We start from the raw sequence: 18,170 nt of genomic DNA, 5'->3' as shown, positions 1-18,170 counted from the left end.
GCGGGGGAAGGGGCGGCTGACAACTTTCCCCCGCGACCGGCCTCGCAATGGGCGAAAATCATCGCGGGTTTCGCTTGGCGGCTTATCTGATACATCGCATGCTAAGGTGACGCGCATAAGGGATCGACGAATGGCCGACAGTTTCCGCCTGACCATGGCCCAACTTAATCCAACCGTGGGCGACATCGCGGCGAACGCCGCGCGTGCGCTGGCGGTGTGGCAACAGGCCCGCAGCGACGGCAGCGACTTCGTCGTGCTGCCCGAGATGTTCCTGATCGGCTATCAGGCGCAAGACTTGGTGCAGCGCCCCGCATTCCAACGCGACGCGGCGGCCGCGCTGAACGATCTGGCCGCGCACACGGCCGACGGCCCCGCACTGGGCATCGGCCTGCCATGGGCCGAACACGGCGCGCTGTTCAACGCCTACGCCGTGCTGGCGGGCGGCAAAGTGCAGGCGATCATCCGCAAGCACGAACTGCCCAATTATGGTGTCTTCGACGAACACCGCTATTTCACGCAAGGCCCGATCAGCGGCCCCGTCGCATTCGAGGGCGGCCCCCGCATCGGCCTGCCGATCTGCGAGGACGCGTGGTTCCCCGACGTGGCCGAGGCTATGGCCGAATCAGGGGCCGAACTGCTGGTCGTCCCAAACGGCTCGCCCTATTCACGCGGCAAATACGACGTGCGCATCCAGCGCATGGTGGCGCGCGTGACCGAAAACGACCTGCCGCTGGTCTATGTCAACATGGTGGGCGGGCAGGACGATCAGGTGTTTGACGGCGGATCATTCGTGCTGGCGCAAGGCGGCGCGCTGGTCGGGCAGTTGCCGTTCTTCATCGAACAGATTGCCCATGTCGACTTTGTGCAGCAGGGCGGGCGCTGGCAGCCCCAGCGCCAAACGCTTGCGCATGTGCCCGATGAACACGAGCTCGATTACCAGGCCATGGTGCTGGCGCTGGGCGATTACGTCCGCAAATCCGGCTTTAGCCGCGTGCTGCTGGGCCTGTCGGGCGGGATCGATTCGGCGCTGGTCGCCGCCATCGCCGCCGATGCGCTGGGCCCGCAAAACGTGCGCGGGGTAATGCTGCCCTCGCAATACACGTCAACCGGCAGCCTGACCGACGCCGAGGGCGTTGCCACTGCGCTGGGCATTCAGCTGGATACGGTCGAAATCGGCGGCCCCGTCGCAGCGGCCGAGGCCGCGCTCGCGCACCTGTTCGCCGGCCGCCCCGCCGATGTGACCGAGGAAAACCTGCAGTCCCGCATGCGCGGCCTGCTGCTGATGGCCCAGTCGAACAAACTGGGCGAAATGCTGCTGACCACCGGCAACAAAAGCGAGATGTGCGTCGGCTACTGCACCATCTACGGCGACATGAACGGCGGCTACAACCCGATCAAAGACCTGTTCAAGACCCGCGTTTTTGCCGTCTCGCACTGGCGCAACGAAAACCACCGCGACTGGATGGCGGGCCCCGCAGGGCAGGTCATCCCGCCGCGCATCATCACCAAACCCCCCCAGCGCCGAGCTGCGCCACGACCAGAAAGACGAAGACTCGCTGCCCCCGTACCCCGTGCTGGACGCGATCTTGGATATGATGGTCGACCGCGACGCCTCGGTCGCCGATTGCGTCGCGGCGGGCTATGACCACGCCACGGTGAAGCGGGTCGAACATCTGGTCGCGATCAGCGAATACAAACGGTTCCAGTCCGCGCCGGGGGTGAAACTGTCGCGCCGCGCGCTGTGGCTGGATCGCCGCTACCCCATCGTGAACCGCTGGCGCGACCCCGCTTAGGCGGGGTGCAACACCTGCGGGGCGGATTTGCCACTGATCATATCCCACGCGCGGTTCACGGCGATCAGCCGCTTCTCGGCCAGCTTCACCGCCTCGTTGGGAACCCCGCGCGCGCTGAGGCGGTCGGGGTGGTTTTCGCGCACCAGCGACCGCCACGCAGCGCGGATGTCATCCATCGGCGTGTCGGGCGGTACACCCAGGACATGGTAGGGGTCATCATCCGACCCCGGAAAATCTGCGGGCAGCACCCGCGCGCGTAGGCAGGCGAATTCCGACTCGCTAAACCCGAAAATCTGCGCCACCTCGCGCAGGAACAGGTTTTCGGCCGGGTGATAATCCCCATCGGCGATAGCGATGTGGAACAGGCCTTCCAGCAAGTCCTTCAGCGTATCGGGGTTTCCGGCGAACATATCGGCCACGCGGTGGGCGTAGGCATCAAACCCCGCCACATCCTGCCGCGCCAAATCATACACGCGCGAGACTTGCGCACAGTCGTTCTCGCCAATCTCGAACACATCGCGAAACGCGGATACTTCGTCGCGGGTTACCAGACCGTCGGCCTTGGCGATCTTGGCCCCCAGCGCAATCACGGCGATGGTGAACGCCACCGACTGCTCGGGCGGCGTGCGCAAGCGTTCCAGCGCGGCAAACAACCCCTCGCCATGGGCAAGGGCGGCCAAAGCTTCTGATATGCGGGACCAAATTGACATGCGCGCTTTTCTTACAAGGGGGTTACGGTCGTCCAATGAATTCCACGTCAGACGGCTGTAACACTAGCCCAGCGTTACATCGCCCTTCGGTCCGGCAAAATCGGCACGCATCCCCACAGGGCCCGCGTGCAAGACGACTCGAGGATCGGCAAGATGCACGTTTAACCACGGTTGCACAAGATGGATCTGCGGGTGGCTTATGTGCAGCCGCTGCAGACGCAGTGTGCTATCTTGCAAGGTCAGGGCAGGGTGGGTGCCCGCCGTCCACGCAATCAAGGTGGGAAAGGCACCGTCCAGCGGCAGGCTGCCATCGGGCGGCACGGTAATATCCCATTGCAACGCGCCACGTTCCAGCGCGATCACATTGCCCGCAGGCACCGGCGTGTCCAGCGCGTCAATTCGCGGCGTGCGGCAAATCCAGTTGCCGATGCAGGGCACGGCGGGCGGGTGGTCCAACCCGAACCAGCGCGGCCCCGAAACCGCAGCTTCGGGGTCGGGGGCGATCACTTCGAAATAGAACCCCTCGCCCATCCCCAGCAGGGCGTTGTGCGTGCCATAGCGCGCATGCTTGCCGCCCGCGCGCGGGCGCACACCCAGCCGCGCCTCGACCCAATCGCAGCCCTCGTCCAGCGTGCGGGCGCAGACGGCGATGTGGTCAAGGGCAAGGTCAGACATCCAGTTCCTCGACGAAACGCGCGTTTTCCTGAATATATTGGAAGCGTAGCTCGGGCTTTTTGCCCATCAACCGCTCGACCAGATCCGATGTCTCGCCCGGCTCTTCATCCGCGATTGTCACGCGGATCAGCTTGCGGGTCTTGGGGTCCATCGTGGTTTCTTTCAGGTCCTTGGCGTCCATCTCGCCCAAACCTTTGAACCGTTGCACGTCGATCTTGCCGCGCCCGCCAAGGCCCTTTTGCATCCAATAATCCTTTTCGGCATCATCGGCGACATACAGCCGGTTCGCCCCTTGGGTCAGGCGATAAAGCGGCGGGCAGGCCAAGAACAGGTGACCCTTTTCAATTAGTGGGCGCATCTGGGTGAAAAAGAACGTCATCAGCAAGCTGGCAATATGCGCCCCATCGACGTCAGCATCGGTCATGATGATGATGCGCTGGTACCGCAGGTCTTCGGTGTTGAACTTGCTGCCCATCTGCACACCCAGCGCCTCGCAAATATCGCTCAGCTCTTGGTTCTGGTTCAGCTTGCCCGCAGCGGCGCCCATCACGTTCAGCACCTTGCCGCGCAGGGGCAAAATAGCCTGCGTCTCGCGTGATCGCGCGCCCTTGGCCGACCCGCCAGCCGAGTCACCCTCGACCAAGAACAGTTCGGTATTGTCGCGCACCTTGGCGGAACAGTCGGTCAGCTTGCCGGGCAGGCGCAACCGCTTGGTGGCCGATTTGCGCTGCGTTTCCTTTTCCTGACGGCGGCGCAAGCGTTCCTCGGCACGCAGCACAAGGAAGTCCAAAATCTCGCGCGCGGATTTGGGGTCGGCGGCCAGCCAGTTGTCAAAGTGGTCGCGCACGGCCAGCTCGACCCATTTCGCGGCTTCCTCGGTCGACAAACGATCCTTGGTTTGCCCCACGAACGAGGGTTCGCGAATGAAAATCGACAGCAGCGCGCAGCCGCCCGTCAACAAATCCTCGCGGGTGATGTCCTTGGCTTTGCGGTTGTTTACCCGCTCGCCATAGGATTTCACGCCCTTCAAAACAGCCGCCCAGAAACCGGCCTCGTGGGTGCCACCCTCGGGCGTCGGCACGGTGTTGGTGTAGGACAGGATGAACCCGTCGCGCATGGCCGACCAGTTGATCGCCCATTCCACACTGCCCGGAACGCTGAACTTCTCCTCGAAGCTCACCTTCCCGGCAAAGGGCTTCTCGGCATAGGTCTGAGTGTCTTTCAGCACATCGGCCAGATAATCTGCCAGACCGCCGGGGAATTTGAATGTCGCCTCGGCAGGGGTCTCGCCGTCGTCGATGGCGGTTTTCCAGCGAATCTCGACGCCCGAAAACAGATAGGCCTTGGATCGCACCATCTTGAACAGACGGGCAGGCTTCAGCTTGAGCGAGCCGAAAATCTCGGCATCAGGGTGGAAGGTGACCGATGTGCCCTTGCGGTTCGGGGCCGCGCCGACCTTTTCCACCGGCCCCTGCGGCACCCCGCGCGAGAAGCTTTGGACGTAAAGCTCGCGGTTACGCGCGACCTCGACCCGCATCAAATCCGACAGCGCGTTCACGACCGACGATCCGACGCCGTTCAACCCGCCTGATGTCGAATAGGCTTTATTCGAGAATTTACCCCCCGCGTGCAGGGTGCACAAAATCACCTCTAGCGCGGATTTATCGGGGAATTTCGGGTGCGGGTCGACCGGAATGCCGCGGCCATTATCGCGCACGGTAACCGAATAATCGGCGTGCAGCTCGACCTCGATCCGGTTGGCGTGCCCAGCCACCGCCTCGTCCATCGAGTTATCGAGGATTTCCGCCACCATGTGGTGCAGCGCGCGCTCGTCTGTGCCGCCGATATACATGCCGGGGCGCTTGCGGACAGGTTCCAGCCCTTCCAGTACCTCGATCGAGGCGGCGTTGTATTCATTGCCCTGCGCCCCGCTTCCGGCCAGAAGGTCGTCCGCCATGTATCACCTCACTCGATTGCTTTGCCTGATTATGACAAAGCGGCGACCGGAATAGAAGGCCCCGCCGCCGCTTCCGTCGCCGCTTCCCCTGTCGCTGCCGACGCTAATGGCCCGCGGCTGCGCGCCCTTCGGCCTCGCGTAGCGCCCACATCTGTTTGAATGCAGGGCGGGCCTGCTGGCGGGCCAGATAGGCCTGCGTCGCGGGGTAGGGGGCATAGGCCCCTTTCATCGCGGTGGCATAGCGCAAAATCTCGCACAGGTTGATGTCGGCCACGGTGAAACGGTCGCCCACCAGATAGCTGTGATCCGCCAGATACCCCTCCAGCGCGGTCAGGGGGCGGGCGTATTTCTCGGCGGCCTCGGCCAGCGCGTCATCCGTCGCTCCCTTGCCGACCAGCGTCTGAATGCGCAGGGTGTGGGCCTCGACGTCGGTCGCGGCAAACAGCGTCCACTGGTCGATCTGCGCGGCTTCGGTCAAATCGCGCGGCCCCAAATCGCCGCCATAAGCGCGCGCCAAATGCAGGTTGATCGCCAACGACTGGCTGACCACCAAATCGCCATCTTTCAAAACCGGCACACCACCCATCGGGTTAATCGCCAAAAACGCGGGGCTCTTGGTGTTCAGCGGTGCATCTGCGGCCAGCGGGTCGGCAACACGCCCCGCCAGTTCCACGGGAACGATCTGCAGGTCGATCCCTGCCTCCAGCGCCAGCCACACGTTGCGCGTCGCGCGGCTGCGGTGGACACCATATAGTTCAAGCATCGGGTGGGGCATGGGCAAACTCCGCTTCGTCTTGGGGCTATTCGTTGAAAAACTGCATAGGGCTTTCGCGCCAGCTTGTCATGCGTTTCGCGCCAGCGCATCGTCGCTGCATATAATAACCAACAGGGCCCCAGAAATATGTCGCAATTCCCATCCTTTGACCTTGCCGCCTTCGAATCTGCCACCGGCGATGACCGCCGCGCCCGCGCCGCCGAAATCGACCGTATCTGCCGCGAAACCGGCTTTCTCATCCTGCGCGGGCACGGCGTCGCACCCGATGTGATCGATGCCGTCTGGACGGCGGCCCAAGCGTTCTTCGCCCAAAGCCCCGCCGATAAAGCCAAGGTCAAGGCGCCATACCCCGGCTACCCCTACGGCTGGCTTGGCCCTAATGCCGAGGCGCTGGCCAAATCCAAAGGCGAAGATACCCCGCCAGACCTAAAGGAAAGCTTCAACGGCGGCCCGCTCTCCATGCCCGAAAATGCCCCGCCCGAGGCAGTCAAATTCTGCTACTCGCCCACCCTCTGGCCCGATATGCCCGCCTTCCGCCCCGCATGGCAGGCCTATTACGCCGCCCTCGAGGATCTGGCTAAACGCGTCATGTCCGCCTTTGCCGAGGCGTTGGATCTGGCGCCCGACTATTTCGACCAGTTCCTGCAACATCCTGTTTCGGCCCTGCGCGCGTTGAACTACCCCGCCACCACGGGCGTCACCGCCCTTGCCGCGCAGCAGCGCGCGGGCGCGCACACAGACTACGGCTCGCTGACGATCCTGCTGCCGCAGGCGGGCTCGCGCGGCCTCGAGATCTTCCACCCCTCGGGCAGCTGGGTCGAGGTGCCGGCCGAGCCGGGCGTCTTCGTCATCAATATCGGCGATCTGATGGCCCGCTGGACAGCCGACCGCTGGGTCTCGACCCTGCACCGCGTCGTGGTCATCCCCAACCAACCCGCCCGCCAAAGCCTCGCCTTTTTCCACCAACCCGACTGGCAGGCGACGATCACCCCGCTCGACGGCTCGGATGCCTATCCGCCGGTCGAATCCGGCCCGTATCTGATGGGCAAGTTCACAGCGACGCAGTAATTACCCCTCGATGCTAAAGCGCGGCGCGTGGTGAACCGGAAAGTTCACCGACCGCGCGATAAAACACACCGCACCGATCTTGCCATGCAGCGCCGTTGCTACCGCCAGATCGGTGCCCGCCTTTACCGTGACATGCGGGCGCAAGGTTGCCGCCGTAAACTGCCCCGCGCCCCCGTTGCCGACGGTGCCCACCCCCACTGGGCTATCGACATAGCGCACCACCACAACGCCCGCCTCGGCGGCGAAATGCAGATACCACAGCATGTGACAGGCGGCCAAAGCGCTCAGCAACAAATCCTCGGGGTTCATCTTGGTGGGGTCACCACCCAGCAGCGGGTCGTTCGAACACGACACGACCGGCTTTCCCGGCGCGGCGATGTCCCAGCTGCGCGCATAGCCGCCATAAGTGGCCGTGCCGCTGCCGGTGTTGCCCGTCCAAATGACGCGCGTGCTGTAACTGTGATCCACCCGTTGCCCCGCCATAAAGATTCGCTGTATACGGGTATACACACAGAAGGGCAGGGGCGAAATGGATATTGTCGAACATCTGCGCGAGGCGATCTTGCTCGGCACCCACCCGCCCGGCACCGTGCTGTCGCAAAGCGATCTGGCGCGTGACTACGGCGTCAGCCGCATCCCCGTGCGCGACGCGCTGCAAGCCCTCGCCGCCGAAAAACTGGTCGAGGTCGTCCCCGGCAAGGGGGCGCGGGTCATCCACCTCGACCCCGCCGCCCTGCGCGAGGTCTATGATCTACGCCTGTTGCTGGAATGCGATTTGCTGCAGCGCGCCATCGCCGCAGCCGATGCCGTCGCGCGGCTCGATGTCGAATATGCTCTGCGCCGCACCGCGCTGACGGCGGGCAAAACAGGCTGGCCCGCGGGTGATTGGGACTTCCACGCAGCCCTCTACGCGCCTGCCGCGCGCCCGCGCCAATGCGCCCTCGTGCGCGACTTGCGCCGGATTTGCACGATCCACGCCAGCGGCTACGACACCCTCGCCAGCGATACCCCGCGCTGGCTGGCCGACCACGATGCGCTGGCGCTGGCCTTTGCGCAGGGCGATGCACAAACCGCCGTCGCGGTGCTGCAACAGCATATCGGCGCGGCGGCCGATGCGCTGCTGGGGGCCTAGCGCTCGGTCAGCTTCAGTTCGATCCGGCGGTTTTGCGCCCGCGCTTCGGGCGTGTTGGCGGGGTTCAGGGGCTGGTATTCACCAAACCCGTTGGCCGCCAGCCGGTTCGGCGGAATGCCTTGGCTGTTGATCATATACAGCACGACCGACAAAGCGCGCGCCTGCGACAGTTCCCAGTTGTTGGCAAATTCGCCGGTGCCCGACAGGGGGGTGTTGTCGGTGTGCCCGTCCACGCGGATCACCCAATCGATCCCGGGTGGGATTTCGGTCGCAATCCGCTTTAGCATCACAGCCACCTTGGCAATCTCGGCCTCGCCCTCGGCCGACAGAGTCGCACTGCCCGGCTCGAACAATACCTCGGACGAGAATACAAAGCGGTCGCCCACAATCTGCACGCCCTCTTGCCCGTCCAGCAAGGTGCGCAGGCTGCCAAAGAATTCCGACTTGTACTGCTCCAAGCTCTCGGCCTCGGCGGCAAGGCGGGCGGCTTCCTCCTCCAGCCGCTGCCGCTCGGCTTCCTCTAGCGCGCGGGCACGGCTTTGCTCGGCCGCAACACGGGCGAGGGCGGCATTCAACTGCGTCCCCAGCGTTTCGATCTGCACCTGCGCCGCGCTATCTGCCGCGCCTGATGCATCCAACAGCCCCTGCAAATCCCCCAGCTGGGCCCGCAGCGCAGAGACCTGCGCGTTCAGCGCCTCGACCTGCAACTGCGATTGCGCCGAGATCGCCTCTTGCTGCGCCAACTGGTCTTGCGCCAAGGCCAGCAGCGCGGCCTGTCGCTGGCTGTCGGTCAGCGCCCCGGTCTGGGCGGCTTCCAACTCGGCCTGCGCGGCGCGGGCGGCGGCCAGCAGGGTCAGAGTGTCCTCGGCGCGCTTGCGCTCGGCCTCCAACGATAGGCTCATGGCGGTCAACTGCGCATCCGAATCCTCCAGCCGCGCGCGCAAAGCCTCCGCGGCGGCGGCGTCCAGCAGTTGCTGCGCCTCCAAATCCGACACGCGAGTGCTGACGCTGTCGCGCTCGTCCTGCAGGCTGGCAATCAACGCCTCCATCGCGGCGCGGCGGGCCTCGGCCAAACGCGCCTCCTCGGCGGCACTGTCGACTTGCCCTTGCAGGTCGGTGCGGTTGGCCAGCAGGGCGGCCACCTGATCCTCGAAATTGGCAATCTGCCCGTCACGCTCGGCCAGCGACTGCGACAGCGTCGCGCTGCGGCTCCGCTCGGACCCCAGCGCCGCGTTCAGCGCGGCCAGATCGGTGCTCAGTTGCCCCAGCTGCTGCTCTTGCCCCGAAACTTCCTCGCGCAGCACAAACTGCACGACGGTAAAAATCGACAGCACGAACAGCAAGACCAGCAATAGGCCGGTCATCGCATCGACGAACCCCGGCCAGACATTCGTATTGAACCGTTCGGTATTGCGGCGCAGCGCCATCGGATCAGCTCGCCACTTCGCGCAGGGTGCGCGTCAAGGTGGCAATGTCGCCGCGCAGCTCGGCGATCGATTCCTGACGGCTGGCGGTCAACTCCTCGATCACGCGGTTCATCTGCCCGTCGATCGAGCGCAGCCGCATCCGGCTTTCGGGGTCGAACCCATCGGCCACCCCCTCGCGCTGGGCCAACAGGGTCACCAGCTTGTCCTGCCCCTCGGCGATGCGGGCCAAAGCGGTGGCCTCGCCTTCCATCCGGCCCATCAGGCCGCTCAGGCTGGTGGCAATGGTCTGCATTTGGGCCGCGGTCGTCTCGCTCGCCTCTTGCGATGTGGTCATCTGGCCCTGCAGCTTGGCCAACTGGTCAGTCAACTGGCCCATCACCAGCGCCAGCACGGATGTCTCGGTGCCATCCTCGCCGCTGGTCGCGCCCGAATAGGTGACCCGCGTGAAGGATGACAGCCAGTCCTCCAACTCATTGTAGAACCGGTTCTGCCCGCGCCCTGCGAACAGCTCCAGCAAACCAATGATCAACGAGGCTGACAGCCCCAGCAGCGACGACGAAAACGCCGTGCCCATGCCGCCCAACTGCGTCTCGAGGCCCGCCTGCAGACGCGCGAAAATCGCAGCGCCCGTCTCGTCCCCTTGCGGGTTCAGCGACCGGATCGTGTCGACCAGCGCAGGCACAGCCGTCGCCAAACCATAGAACGTGCCCAACAAGCCCAGAAAAATCAGCGTATTCGCCAAATAGCGGCTGAACTCGCGCGCCTCGTCAATGCGCTGCCCCACCGTCTCCAGAATCGTCCGGCTGGACGAAGGGCTCAGCTGCAAACGCTGGTTGCGCGATGACTTCAGCAGCGCGGCCAGCGGCGCCAGCAGCAGCGGCGTGCGCTCGGGCACGCCCGCGGGCAGCCGCACAAAGGTCTCGATCCACGAAATCGCCCGCATCAGCGCGAAAACCTGCAAGAAACAGGCCGCGACCCCAACCACAAACACCGCCGCGATCAAACCGTTCAAATAGGGGTTGGTCCAGAAAATCCCCTCAATCGTGGTGTGGACGAACCAATAGCCCGCCGCCACCAACAAGACCACCACCAGCATCGCCAGCAATTGCTGTAGCGGTTGCGAAAAGCGGGACTTCGCCGCAGCCGAGTTCAGTTCCATCAATCGCGTCTTTCTGTCGGTTGGACTTGCCGCCAAGGAATAGGCGCAAATCCTGCGGATTTGAACGCCTTTTCGCGTGATTGTCCCCGCAATCTGGCTCTTTGTCGCCCGACGGGTTAGGAAGGGGGCAACTTGTCCCCCGAAGGAGGCCGATTTGCGTCTGGTTTGGATGTTGGTGGTCGTGCTGACCGCATTGGCGTTGTATTGCGGCTACTGGTTCGTCGGGCACGCGCAGTTAACACAGCGCATCGACGCGTTGGTCAAAAACCTGCCCGCCTATGGCTGGCAGATCGACTACGATACGCTTGATACCGTGGGATTCCCGTCGCGCTTCGATACGACGGTCACCAACCTGAACCTCTATAACCCCGCGCAGGATCTGGGCTGGCAAACGCCCTCGTTCAAAGTCTACGCGATCTCGTACCAACCGCATAAAATCGTCGCCCGCTGGCCGCAAACGCAGCAAATCACCCTGTTCGGCCAGCCGATCGCCGTCGATAGCAGCAGCATGATGGGCTCGGGCCGCATCGGCCTCTCGACCGACCTTCCGCTCGAGGAAGCCACAATCGACGGGCGCGATCTGGTGCTGACATCCGATTTCGGCTGGCAGGCGCGCCTCGACCGGTTGCTGGTGGCCATGCGCACCGCACCCGAGACTGAAGATGGCGCAGCCGCCCCGCAAACCGACCTGCCGGTCTACGATACCTATGCTGGGGTGCAGAACCTTGTGCTGCCCGCGGGCATCCGCGCCGCGCTTGACCCGCAAAATACGCTGCCCCCTGCCATCGCCGCCATCGACATCGACCTGCAAGTCGCACTGGCCGCGCCGATCGACCGCCACCTGACCACCATGCCGCCGCTGGACAGCGTGAACCTGCGCCGCGTCCACCTGCAATGGGGCGATGTGCAACTAACGGCCACCGGCACACTGCACCCCGACGCCACCGGCCGCGCCGAGGGCGAGGTCGCCGTCACCCTGAACGGCTGGCGCAAACTGATCGATCTGGCGGTTGCCGCAGGCGCCCTGCTGCCCGAACGGGCCGACCAACTGGCAATGCTGCTGGGCGCGCTGGGGCAGGGTGAGTCGCTGTCGCTGACCTTAACCGTTTCGCAAGGGGTGCTGCGCTATGGCCCGATCCCGCTGATGCCGCTGCCCGCCATCTTGCAGCCCGCTCGCTAACAACCCCGCAAAACGTAAAAAGCGCGGTCCCCGGCAGGGGGCCACGCTTTTTCATGCACCGGCCTTAGCAGCCCGGTGAAACAACCCTGGCCTTAGGCGGCGCGGGCTTCTTCTTCGGCGGCGTGACGACGCTCGCTTTCCTCGCGCGACAGCGCGACGGATGTGCGAACACCCTTCGATACGAAATCCATCAGCCCAGAAACCACACGTTCGTTCGGGTCGATGCCGGCACAGGACAGAACTTCGCGCCCATCGCGCGAACGCGCCCAACGGGCGATCTGTTCGGGGCCATTGCCGTATTTCTTATCATCTGCGATTGCGTCATCGAGGGCCGCCAGCACAACAGCGGCGAACAGCTTCCGCGCACGGTTGCCTTGTTCGTTGTTGTAAGCGGTGCTGTCGACGAATTCCTTCATCTCTTTCCCCTCGGTTGATTAGAACTTCCTTCTCAGGACCCCCCGATTACGCCAGTGTGGCACGAATCAGGGATTTTTATTTTGCATGCCTGTCATGCATTGGGTGCATAACTTGCACGCAAACTGGGCAGTTCGCGAACGATTGACCTTTCGGCAAATGCTTGTCAGACGCCAGTGCCCTCGATATAGGCGCGGCTCATGGCGGTTCAACCCGCACCCCCTTCCGCGCAAAGAGCATCATGGCCAAGATCAACGCAAACGAGATTAAACCCGGCTTCATTCTGGATCATGACGGGGGCCTGTGGGCTGCGGTCAAGGTCGACCACGTCAAGCCGGGCAAGGGCGGTGCCTTTGCGCAGGTCGAACTGAAAAACCTGCGCGATGGCCGCAAGCTGAACGAACGCTTCCGGTCGGAAGACAAGGTCGACAGCGTCCGCCTGGAACGCAAGGACCAACAGTTCCTCTATGAAACCGACGGCATCCTGACCTTTATGGACACCGAAACGTTCGAGCAAACCGAACTGTCGGCTGACTTGCTGGGTGATCGCCGCCCGTTCTTGCAAGACGGCATGACCATCATGATCGAATACTTCGGCGAGGAAGCCCTGAACGTCGCGCTGCCCCCCAAAGTCACCTGCCGCATCGCCGAGACCGAGCCTGTCGTCAAAGGCCAAACCGCCGCCAAAAGCTTCAAGCCCGCCATCTTGGATAACGGCGTGCGCGTGATGGTGCCCCCCTTCGTCGGCCAAGACGAGCTGATCATCGTCAACACCGAGACGATGGAATATTCCGAGCGCGCCTGATCGCCGCAATTGTCTGCAAAAGGCCCGGTGCGACTAGCGCCGGGCCTTTTTTCATGGTCAGACTAGCATATCCGCAGCACGAGAGAGCCATGCCCGTTTCCCCCCAACTGGAACATGATCTGATCGCGATCATGCGCGCCGCCGCCACAGCCGAGATCCTGCCCCGCTTCCGCAACCTCAAATCATCCGAGATCGCGACCAAATCCCACCCGGGCGATCTTGTGACCGCCGCCGACATCCTGTCCGAACGCATGATGACCGCGCAAATCCCCACCGTCATGCCCGACGCGCTGGTGGTGGGCGAGGAAGCGATTTCCGAAAACCCCGCCCTGCGTGCCGACATCGGCCGTGCGGACCCTTGCGTGATCCTCGACCCTGTCGATGGCACGTGGAACTTCACCAAAGGCGTGGCGCTGTTCGGAATGATCTTAGCCGTCGCGCGGGGGCAGGTGCCCGAATTCGGCGTGCTCTACGATCCTGTTACGCAAGACTGGGTCGTTGCGCACGCGGGCCAGCCCACGCGCTTTGTCACCGCCGATGGCTTCAGCCAGACCACGCAAACCTCCTCCGAAACCGACATCGCCTGCATGACAGGCTTCGTCCCTTTCGAGATTATGGCCCGCCATCATCGCCAAACCGTGACCGCCGCGATGGACGGTTTTGCCGGCGCCACCGCGCTGCGCTGTTCGTGCCATGAATACCGCATGATCGCGCGCGGGCAGGCCGAATTTCTGGTCAGCCACCACATCCCCAACCCGTGGGACCACGCCGCAGGCGTCGTCGCCGTGCGCGGGGCCGGCGGCGTCGCCCGCTTTATCGATGGCGAGGATTACAACGTCGCCCGCCGCCACGGCTATCTGGTGACCGCCGCGAACGAAGACATCTGGCAGCTTGTCGCCGACCGGTTCCGCTTTCTGCAGGCCGATGCCAAGGAACTGGCGGGCAACTAGCGCGCGTCAATCGGGCAGGCGCGTGACCACCGCATCACCCGCCTGCATCGGCCCCTCGGCGCGGTCGAACCGCAAATAAGCAATCGCCTGATCGCCCGCCCGTGTCAGCAAGGTGCCCGCCTCGCGATCGCCCGCCATAATCGGCGTGCCGGGGGCAGCATCGCCGTGAATTTCCACACGGGCCAAGCCCTTACGCAGCTCGGTCTTGTGCTTCATGCGGGCGGTCACTTCCTGCCCGACATAACAGCCCTTGCGAAAATCGACGCCGTGCAGCCGCTCGAACCCCTGTTCCAGAATATAGCTGTCGCCCGTCAATTCGATGCCCGCTTCCGGCACCAGCAGCGCCACACGCAGCGCATCCCAATCGGTCGCGTCCGACAGATCCTCTGGGCCATACAGCCGCCAGCCCAACCGCGCATCGCGCGGGTCGGGCAGGGCCCCCACCGGCGCAGGTCCCGTCCCGCGCGAGACAACCATCGGGCTGGGCGCAATCTGCACATCGGCGCGCAGGCGATACATGTTCAGCCGCGGCACCAGCACCGGCGCCAGCGCGGCCGAGACATCCAGCAGCATCATATCGCCCGTCTCGTGGACAAAGAAATCGGCGATGAACTTGCCCTGCGGGGTCAGCAGCGCGGCATAAACCAGCGCGCCTTCGGCCTTGCGCAGATCGTTCGTCACCAGATTTTGCAAAAACCCCAACCGGTCACTGCCGGTGATCGCAAAAACCTGACGTGCATCGCTCATTTCCATGTCTCCAACCGTGCGGGTGTTGCCACCATATACCCCCCACCGCGCAGGGTCGACAGCGGGCAGCCGGTCAACGCCCGCGCGTGCGCAAAAAGCTTTCGTGCGCGGCGGCAGCGTCATAGCGGGTGGCAAACCACGCCTCGATCCCCATCGGCGCATCTGCCGTATCGGCTGCGTATAGATCCAATATATGATCCAGCACCCCCGCGCGCGAGGACCGCACATGCAGATACTTCAGCGATAACTGCTTGCGCGCCACCGCCAGCGGCTGCCCCTCGAACGCCATCAAATAAAGCGCCGCCGCAAACCCCGACCGATCCGCCCCCGATTTGCAATGCATCACAAACGGCCGCTCGATCTGGCGAAAGGTGTTAAACAGGCGCAGCACCGACGCGCGCGTGGGTGCGCTGCGGGCCTGTAACCCCACCGCATACAGTTTCAGCCCCAATTCGTGGCAGGTCGCAGCGGTAAAACAGGTCGGAATGCTTAACTTGCTGCTGCGCAACGTTAATACAGACGTGATCCCCTGCTTGCGCAGATGGCGCAGCCGCCCGCAAACGGGGTGGTTCGCGCGCCAGACACCGGGGCAAATCTGGTGCGCATTCGCCCAACTGAACCGCAAGATCGCATGGTCGCGAAACAACACATCCAGCCGCGCCAACAACGACCGTGGCCGCGCGACGTTGGCAATATCGATCAACTCTGGGTCAATCAGCTCTCGCCCGACCATGTCTTGGCCGTGTGCGCCTGCGTAGTCCGGCACGAAATCCTGTCGCATCTGTATTGCTCGCTCAATCGCGCCTGATGCGTAAAAGCCTGATGTAACATCATCATGGCAGTCCGTAGAAAACGGCCGATGACGTGCACAGGGTCATTGACGTAGCGGCGCTGGTGGCACATGGGTTGACCCACCTTACAGCCACTTTCTTAGCGCGGACTTTATTTCCATGTTTGCCAACGGCAGAACGCATCTAGCTATCCCCGGCCCGTCCATCTCGCCCGACGCGGTGCTGCGTGCCATGCACCGCACGTCCGACGACATCTACGGGGCCGACATGGCCAAAATGGCCGATACGATCTACCCCGCGCTAAAGGCGCTGGCCATGACCACGGTGGCCGAACCCATCATCTACGTCGGCAACGGCCACGCCGCATGGGAGGCTGCGATGGCCAACACCCTGCAGGCGGGCGACCGCGTCCTCGTCCTCTCGACGGGGCTGTTCGGGCAAGGGTGGGCCAATCAGGCGCGCCGCATGGGCGCCGATGTGGATGTGATCGACTTCGGCCTGACCGACGGCGCCGACCCCGCGCGCACCCGCGATGCGCTGGCCGCCGATCTGGCGCAGAATAAAACGCCCTACAAGGCGGTCTTCCTCAGCCATGTCGATACCGCCAGCGGCCTGTGCAACCCCGTCGCGCCAATCCGCGCGGCGCTGGATGATGCGGGCCACCCCGCGCTGTTCATGGTCGATTGCATCGCCTCGCTGGGCTGCGACCGGTTCGAGATGGACGCATGGGGCGTCGATGTCGTCGTCGCCACCAGTCAAAAGGGGCTGATGGTGCCCCCCGGTATTTGCTTCGTCTACTTCGGGCCGCAGGCCATCGCCGCGCGCGGCGCGCTGGGCGTGGTGCCCGCCTATTGGGACGTGCAAACCCGTCTGCCCGACAACCCCTTTCATTGGCGCTTTGGCGGAACCCCGCCCGTCCAGCACCTGCACGGCCTGTGCGCCGCGCTTGATATGATCATGGCCGAGGGGCTGGATAACGTGCTGAACCGCCATGCCGTTCTGGCCCGCAGCGTCTGGGCCGCGTTCGACGTGTGGGCAGAACAAGGCCCCGTCGCGCTCTGCGTCGCCGATCCGGCCCTGCGCGCCCATGCGGTCACATCGGCCATCGCGGGGCCGGGCAACGGTCTGCGCCTGCGCAACTGGACCGAAACCTTCACCGGCGTCACCTTGGGTGTCGGCATCGGACGCGAACAGGGCGACGATTACTTCCGTGTCGCGCATATGGGCCACGTGAATGCCCACGGTATCTTGGGGGTGCTGGGCGCGATGGATGCGGGGCTGAAGGCCCTGAACATCCCGCACGGCCGCGGCGCGCTCGAGGCAGCTGTGACCGTCATCGCCGACGCGACCAGCGCTACCGCCTGAACTCGCAGCGGGCCGTCAACCGGCCCGCGCCTTCGCCAACGCTTTGGGTAATTCCAACTCGAACGCATCCAGATCGCTCGGCGTGCCAGCCGATACGCGGATGCAGCGGTTCAGCGGCGCGACACTGGGCATCCGCACAAAGATTCCCGCCGCGACCAGCGCGTCCAGCACGCGGCGGGCAAAGGCACCGTCCTGCCCACAATCGATCGCCACGAAATTCGTCGCTGATGGCAGGCAGACCAGCCCGTTCGCCGCCGCGATCTCGGCAATCTTGTCGCGGGCTACGCCAACACGGCTGCGCACGTGGTCGATCCAGCCTTGGTCCTGAATGGCCGCCACCGCGCCGATCTGCGCCGTGCGGTTCATGCCAAAATGGTTTCGCACGCGGTCAAACGCGGCAATCAGATCGCGCGCGCCGATGGCATAGGCCACACGCGCCCCCGCCATCCCGTAAGCCTTGGAAAACGTCCGCAGACGGATCACGCGGGTGTCGTGCACATCCAGCGCAGGGGCGGTGCCCTCGGGGGCGAACTCGATGTAGGCCTCGTCCAGCACCAGCAAGCTGCCTGCGGGCACCGCGTCGATCATGCGCTGGATCACCTCGGCGCTGTGCCATGTGCCCATCGGGTTGTCGGGGTTGGCAATATAAATCAGCTTCGGCCCGACCTCGACCGCCTTTGTAATCAGCGCGGCGGGGTCTTCGTGGTCATCGGCATAGGGCACGGTGACCAATTCGCCGCCAAAACCCGCGACGTGGAAGTTGAAGGTCGGGTAGGCCCCCGCCGATGTCACCACCTTGTCGCCCGCAGTCACCGTCAGCCGCACCAGCAGCCCCAGCAGGGTGTCGATCCCCGCATCAATCGCGATGTTTTCGGGCGGCACGCCGTGGTGGTGCGAAATCGCGTGGCGCAGATCGAAGTTCTCGGGATCGGCGTATTTCCAAACCTCTGCACTGGCGGCCTCCATCGCGTGGATCGCGCGGGGCGAGGGGCCAAAGACGTTCTCGTTCGCGCCGATGCGGGCGGTAAAGGCGCGCCCCGCCGCGCGTTCTTGCGTTTCGGGGCCAACAAAGGGCACGGTGGCCGGCAGGCTGGCGGCAAGCGGTGTCAGGCGCGGATCGGTCATGGCGGTGCCTTTGCAAGTGTCGCCCCATGCCTAGCGTAGGGCGCGCCCCCTGCGCAACAGCAGACCCTTTCCATGGCCGCCGCCAGCGGGTAAGGGA

Annotated in this window: 17 protein-coding genes and 1 pseudogene; 7 read left to right on the top strand and 11 right to left on the bottom strand. The window is 64.2% G+C overall.

Annotation, left to right across the window (positions count from 1 at the left end):
• The first annotated feature begins 130 nt into the window (after window positions 1-130).
• Window positions 131-1,793: pseudogene (locus BVG79_RS09050) on the top strand (NAD+ synthase).
• On the opposite strand, the gene BVG79_RS09045 reads toward BVG79_RS09050, so the two are convergent.
• The 4 genes from BVG79_RS09045 to BVG79_RS09030 form a co-directional block, all read right to left on the bottom strand.
• Complete coding sequence (locus tag BVG79_RS09045) at window positions 1,790-2,503, bottom strand: J domain-containing protein (RefSeq protein ID WP_085786599.1); 714 nt, start codon at window positions 2,501-2,503, stop codon at window positions 1,790-1,792. The pseudogene BVG79_RS09050 and the gene BVG79_RS09045 sit on opposite strands and share 4 nt — an antisense overlap.
• Before the next feature lie 63 nt (window positions 2,504-2,566).
• Window positions 2,567-3,178 carry a VOC family protein gene (locus BVG79_RS09040; protein ID WP_085786598.1) on the bottom strand — a complete coding sequence of 204 codons (612 nt, stop codon included), beginning with the start codon at window positions 3,176-3,178 and terminating at the stop codon, window positions 2,567-2,569.
• On the bottom strand, window positions 3,171-5,135 hold the full coding sequence (gene parE / locus BVG79_RS09035) for a DNA topoisomerase IV subunit B (RefSeq protein ID WP_085786597.1): 1,965 nt from the start codon (window positions 5,133-5,135) through the stop codon (window positions 3,171-3,173). The genes BVG79_RS09040 and parE overlap by 8 nt, the downstream gene beginning before the upstream one ends.
• 103 nt (window positions 5,136-5,238) lie before the next feature.
• The gene (locus BVG79_RS09030; protein WP_236951347.1) at window positions 5,239-5,910 is read right to left on the bottom strand and encodes a glutathione S-transferase family protein; all 672 of its coding nucleotides are present in this window, start codon (window positions 5,908-5,910) and stop codon (window positions 5,239-5,241) included.
• A 126-nt stretch (window positions 5,911-6,036) separates the two neighbouring features.
• Between BVG79_RS09030 and BVG79_RS09025 the strand changes: the two genes are divergently transcribed.
• Complete coding sequence (locus BVG79_RS09025; protein ID WP_085786596.1) at window positions 6,037-6,978, top strand: isopenicillin N synthase family dioxygenase; 942 nt, start codon at window positions 6,037-6,039, stop codon at window positions 6,976-6,978.
• Here the strand turns inward: BVG79_RS09025 and BVG79_RS09020 are convergent, their stop codons facing one another.
• Window positions 6,979-7,446, bottom strand: a complete 468-nt coding sequence (locus BVG79_RS09020; protein WP_157115666.1) for an OsmC family protein — start codon at window positions 7,444-7,446, stop codon at window positions 6,979-6,981. It abuts the gene before it with no gap.
• Window positions 7,447-7,507: 61 nt separating this feature from the next.
• Here BVG79_RS09020 and BVG79_RS09015 point away from each other — a divergent pair, with 61 nt between their 5' ends.
• The gene (locus BVG79_RS09015) at window positions 7,508-8,110 is read left to right on the top strand and encodes a GntR family transcriptional regulator (protein WP_085786594.1); all 603 of its coding nucleotides are present in this window, start codon (window positions 7,508-7,510) and stop codon (window positions 8,108-8,110) included.
• On the opposite strand, the gene BVG79_RS09010 is transcribed toward BVG79_RS09015, so the two are convergent.
• Complete coding sequence (locus tag BVG79_RS09010) at window positions 8,107-9,537, bottom strand: peptidoglycan -binding protein (protein ID WP_085786593.1); 1,431 nt, start codon at window positions 9,535-9,537, stop codon at window positions 8,107-8,109. The genes BVG79_RS09015 and BVG79_RS09010 overlap by 4 nt on opposite strands.
• A 4-nt stretch (window positions 9,538-9,541) precedes the next feature.
• Window positions 9,542-10,696, bottom strand: a complete 1,155-nt coding sequence (locus BVG79_RS09005; RefSeq protein ID WP_085786592.1) for a biopolymer transporter ExbB — start codon at window positions 10,694-10,696, stop codon at window positions 9,542-9,544.
• Between the two features lie 154 nt (window positions 10,697-10,850).
• Here BVG79_RS09005 and BVG79_RS09000 point away from each other — a divergent pair, with 154 nt between their 5' ends.
• Window positions 10,851-11,876, top strand: a complete 1,026-nt coding sequence (locus BVG79_RS09000) for a DUF2125 domain-containing protein (protein WP_236951346.1) — start codon at window positions 10,851-10,853, stop codon at window positions 11,874-11,876.
• A 92-nt stretch (window positions 11,877-11,968) separates the two neighbouring features.
• Here the strand turns inward: BVG79_RS09000 and BVG79_RS08995 are convergent, their stop codons facing one another.
• Window positions 11,969-12,292, bottom strand: a complete 324-nt coding sequence (locus BVG79_RS08995) for a DUF6280 family protein (protein ID WP_085786590.1) — start codon at window positions 12,290-12,292, stop codon at window positions 11,969-11,971.
• Window positions 12,293-12,531: 239 nt separating this feature from the next.
• Here BVG79_RS08995 and efp point away from each other — a divergent pair, with 239 nt between their 5' ends.
• Window positions 12,532-13,095: an elongation factor P gene (gene efp / locus BVG79_RS08990; protein ID WP_085786589.1), complete on the top strand. Its 564-nt coding sequence runs from the start codon at window positions 12,532-12,534 to the stop codon at window positions 13,093-13,095.
• Window positions 13,096-13,184: 89 nt separating this feature from the next.
• Window positions 13,185-14,045, top strand: coding sequence for an inositol monophosphatase family protein (locus BVG79_RS08985; RefSeq protein ID WP_085786588.1), 861 nt, complete (start codon window positions 13,185-13,187; stop codon window positions 14,043-14,045).
• A gap of 6 nt (window positions 14,046-14,051) precedes the next feature.
• Here the strand turns inward: BVG79_RS08985 and ygfZ are convergent, their stop codons facing one another.
• Window positions 14,052-14,792, bottom strand: a complete 741-nt coding sequence (ygfZ, locus tag BVG79_RS08980; RefSeq protein WP_236951345.1) for a CAF17-like 4Fe-4S cluster assembly/insertion protein YgfZ — start codon at window positions 14,790-14,792, stop codon at window positions 14,052-14,054.
• A 73-nt stretch (window positions 14,793-14,865) separates the two neighbouring features.
• Window positions 14,866-15,573: a phosphatase domain-containing putative toxin gene (locus BVG79_RS08975; protein WP_236951344.1), complete on the bottom strand. Its 708-nt coding sequence runs from the start codon at window positions 15,571-15,573 to the stop codon at window positions 14,866-14,868.
• A 169-nt stretch (window positions 15,574-15,742) separates the two neighbouring features.
• On the opposite strand from BVG79_RS08975, the gene BVG79_RS08970 reads away from it, so the two are divergent.
• A complete protein-coding gene (locus BVG79_RS08970) occupies window positions 15,743-16,948 on the top strand; it encodes a pyridoxal-phosphate-dependent aminotransferase family protein (protein ID WP_085786587.1) in 1,206 nt (401 codons plus the stop codon).
• Between the two features lie 15 nt (window positions 16,949-16,963).
• Here BVG79_RS08970 and BVG79_RS08965 read toward each other — a convergent pair whose 3' ends face one another.
• Window positions 16,964-18,073, bottom strand: coding sequence for a pyridoxal phosphate-dependent aminotransferase (locus tag BVG79_RS08965; RefSeq protein ID WP_085786586.1), 1,110 nt, complete (start codon window positions 18,071-18,073; stop codon window positions 16,964-16,966).
• Window positions 18,074-18,170: the final 97 nt, after the last annotated feature.

The organism is Ketogulonicigenium robustum (assembly GCF_002117445.1).
GTDB lineage: Bacteria > Pseudomonadota > Alphaproteobacteria > Rhodobacterales > Rhodobacteraceae > Ketogulonicigenium > Ketogulonicigenium robustum.
The sequence above is the reverse complement of the archived record's forward strand: the minus strand, read 5'-3'. Positions and strand labels throughout refer to the sequence as shown.

Bases quoted from the DNA above. Each gene is read 5' to 3' on its own strand.
- BVG79_RS09045 (WP_085786599.1), bottom strand. From the start codon at position 2,503: ATGTCAATTTGGTCCCGCATATCAGAAGCTTTGGCCGCCCTTGCCCAT.
- BVG79_RS09040 (WP_085786598.1), bottom strand. From the start codon at position 3,178: ATGTCTGACCTTGCCCTTGACCACATCGCCGTCTGCGCCCGCACGCTG.
- parE (WP_085786597.1), bottom strand. From the start codon at position 5,135: ATGGCGGACGACCTTCTGGCCGGAAGCGGGGCGCAGGGCAATGAATAC.
- BVG79_RS09030 (WP_236951347.1), bottom strand. From the start codon at position 5,910: ATGCCCCACCCGATGCTTGAACTATATGGTGTCCACCGCAGCCGCGCG.
- BVG79_RS09025 (WP_085786596.1), top strand. From the start codon at position 6,037: ATGTCGCAATTCCCATCCTTTGACCTTGCCGCCTTCGAATCTGCCACC.
- BVG79_RS09015 (WP_085786594.1), top strand. From the start codon at position 7,508: ATGGATATTGTCGAACATCTGCGCGAGGCGATCTTGCTCGGCACCCAC.
- BVG79_RS09010 (WP_085786593.1), bottom strand. From the start codon at position 9,537: ATGGCGCTGCGCCGCAATACCGAACGGTTCAATACGAATGTCTGGCCG.
- BVG79_RS09005 (WP_085786592.1), bottom strand. From the start codon at position 10,696: ATGGAACTGAACTCGGCTGCGGCGAAGTCCCGCTTTTCGCAACCGCTA.
- BVG79_RS08995 (WP_085786590.1), bottom strand. From the start codon at position 12,292: ATGAAGGAATTCGTCGACAGCACCGCTTACAACAACGAACAAGGCAAC.
- efp (WP_085786589.1), top strand. From the start codon at position 12,532: ATGGCCAAGATCAACGCAAACGAGATTAAACCCGGCTTCATTCTGGAT.
- BVG79_RS08985 (WP_085786588.1), top strand. From the start codon at position 13,185: ATGCCCGTTTCCCCCCAACTGGAACATGATCTGATCGCGATCATGCGC.
- ygfZ (WP_236951345.1), bottom strand. From the start codon at position 14,792: ATGAGCGATGCACGTCAGGTTTTTGCGATCACCGGCAGTGACCGGTTG.
- BVG79_RS08975 (WP_236951344.1), bottom strand. From the start codon at position 15,573: ATGCGACAGGATTTCGTGCCGGACTACGCAGGCGCACACGGCCAAGAC.
- BVG79_RS08970 (WP_085786587.1), top strand. From the start codon at position 15,743: ATGTTTGCCAACGGCAGAACGCATCTAGCTATCCCCGGCCCGTCCATC.
- BVG79_RS08965 (WP_085786586.1), bottom strand. From the start codon at position 18,073: ATGACCGATCCGCGCCTGACACCGCTTGCCGCCAGCCTGCCGGCCACC.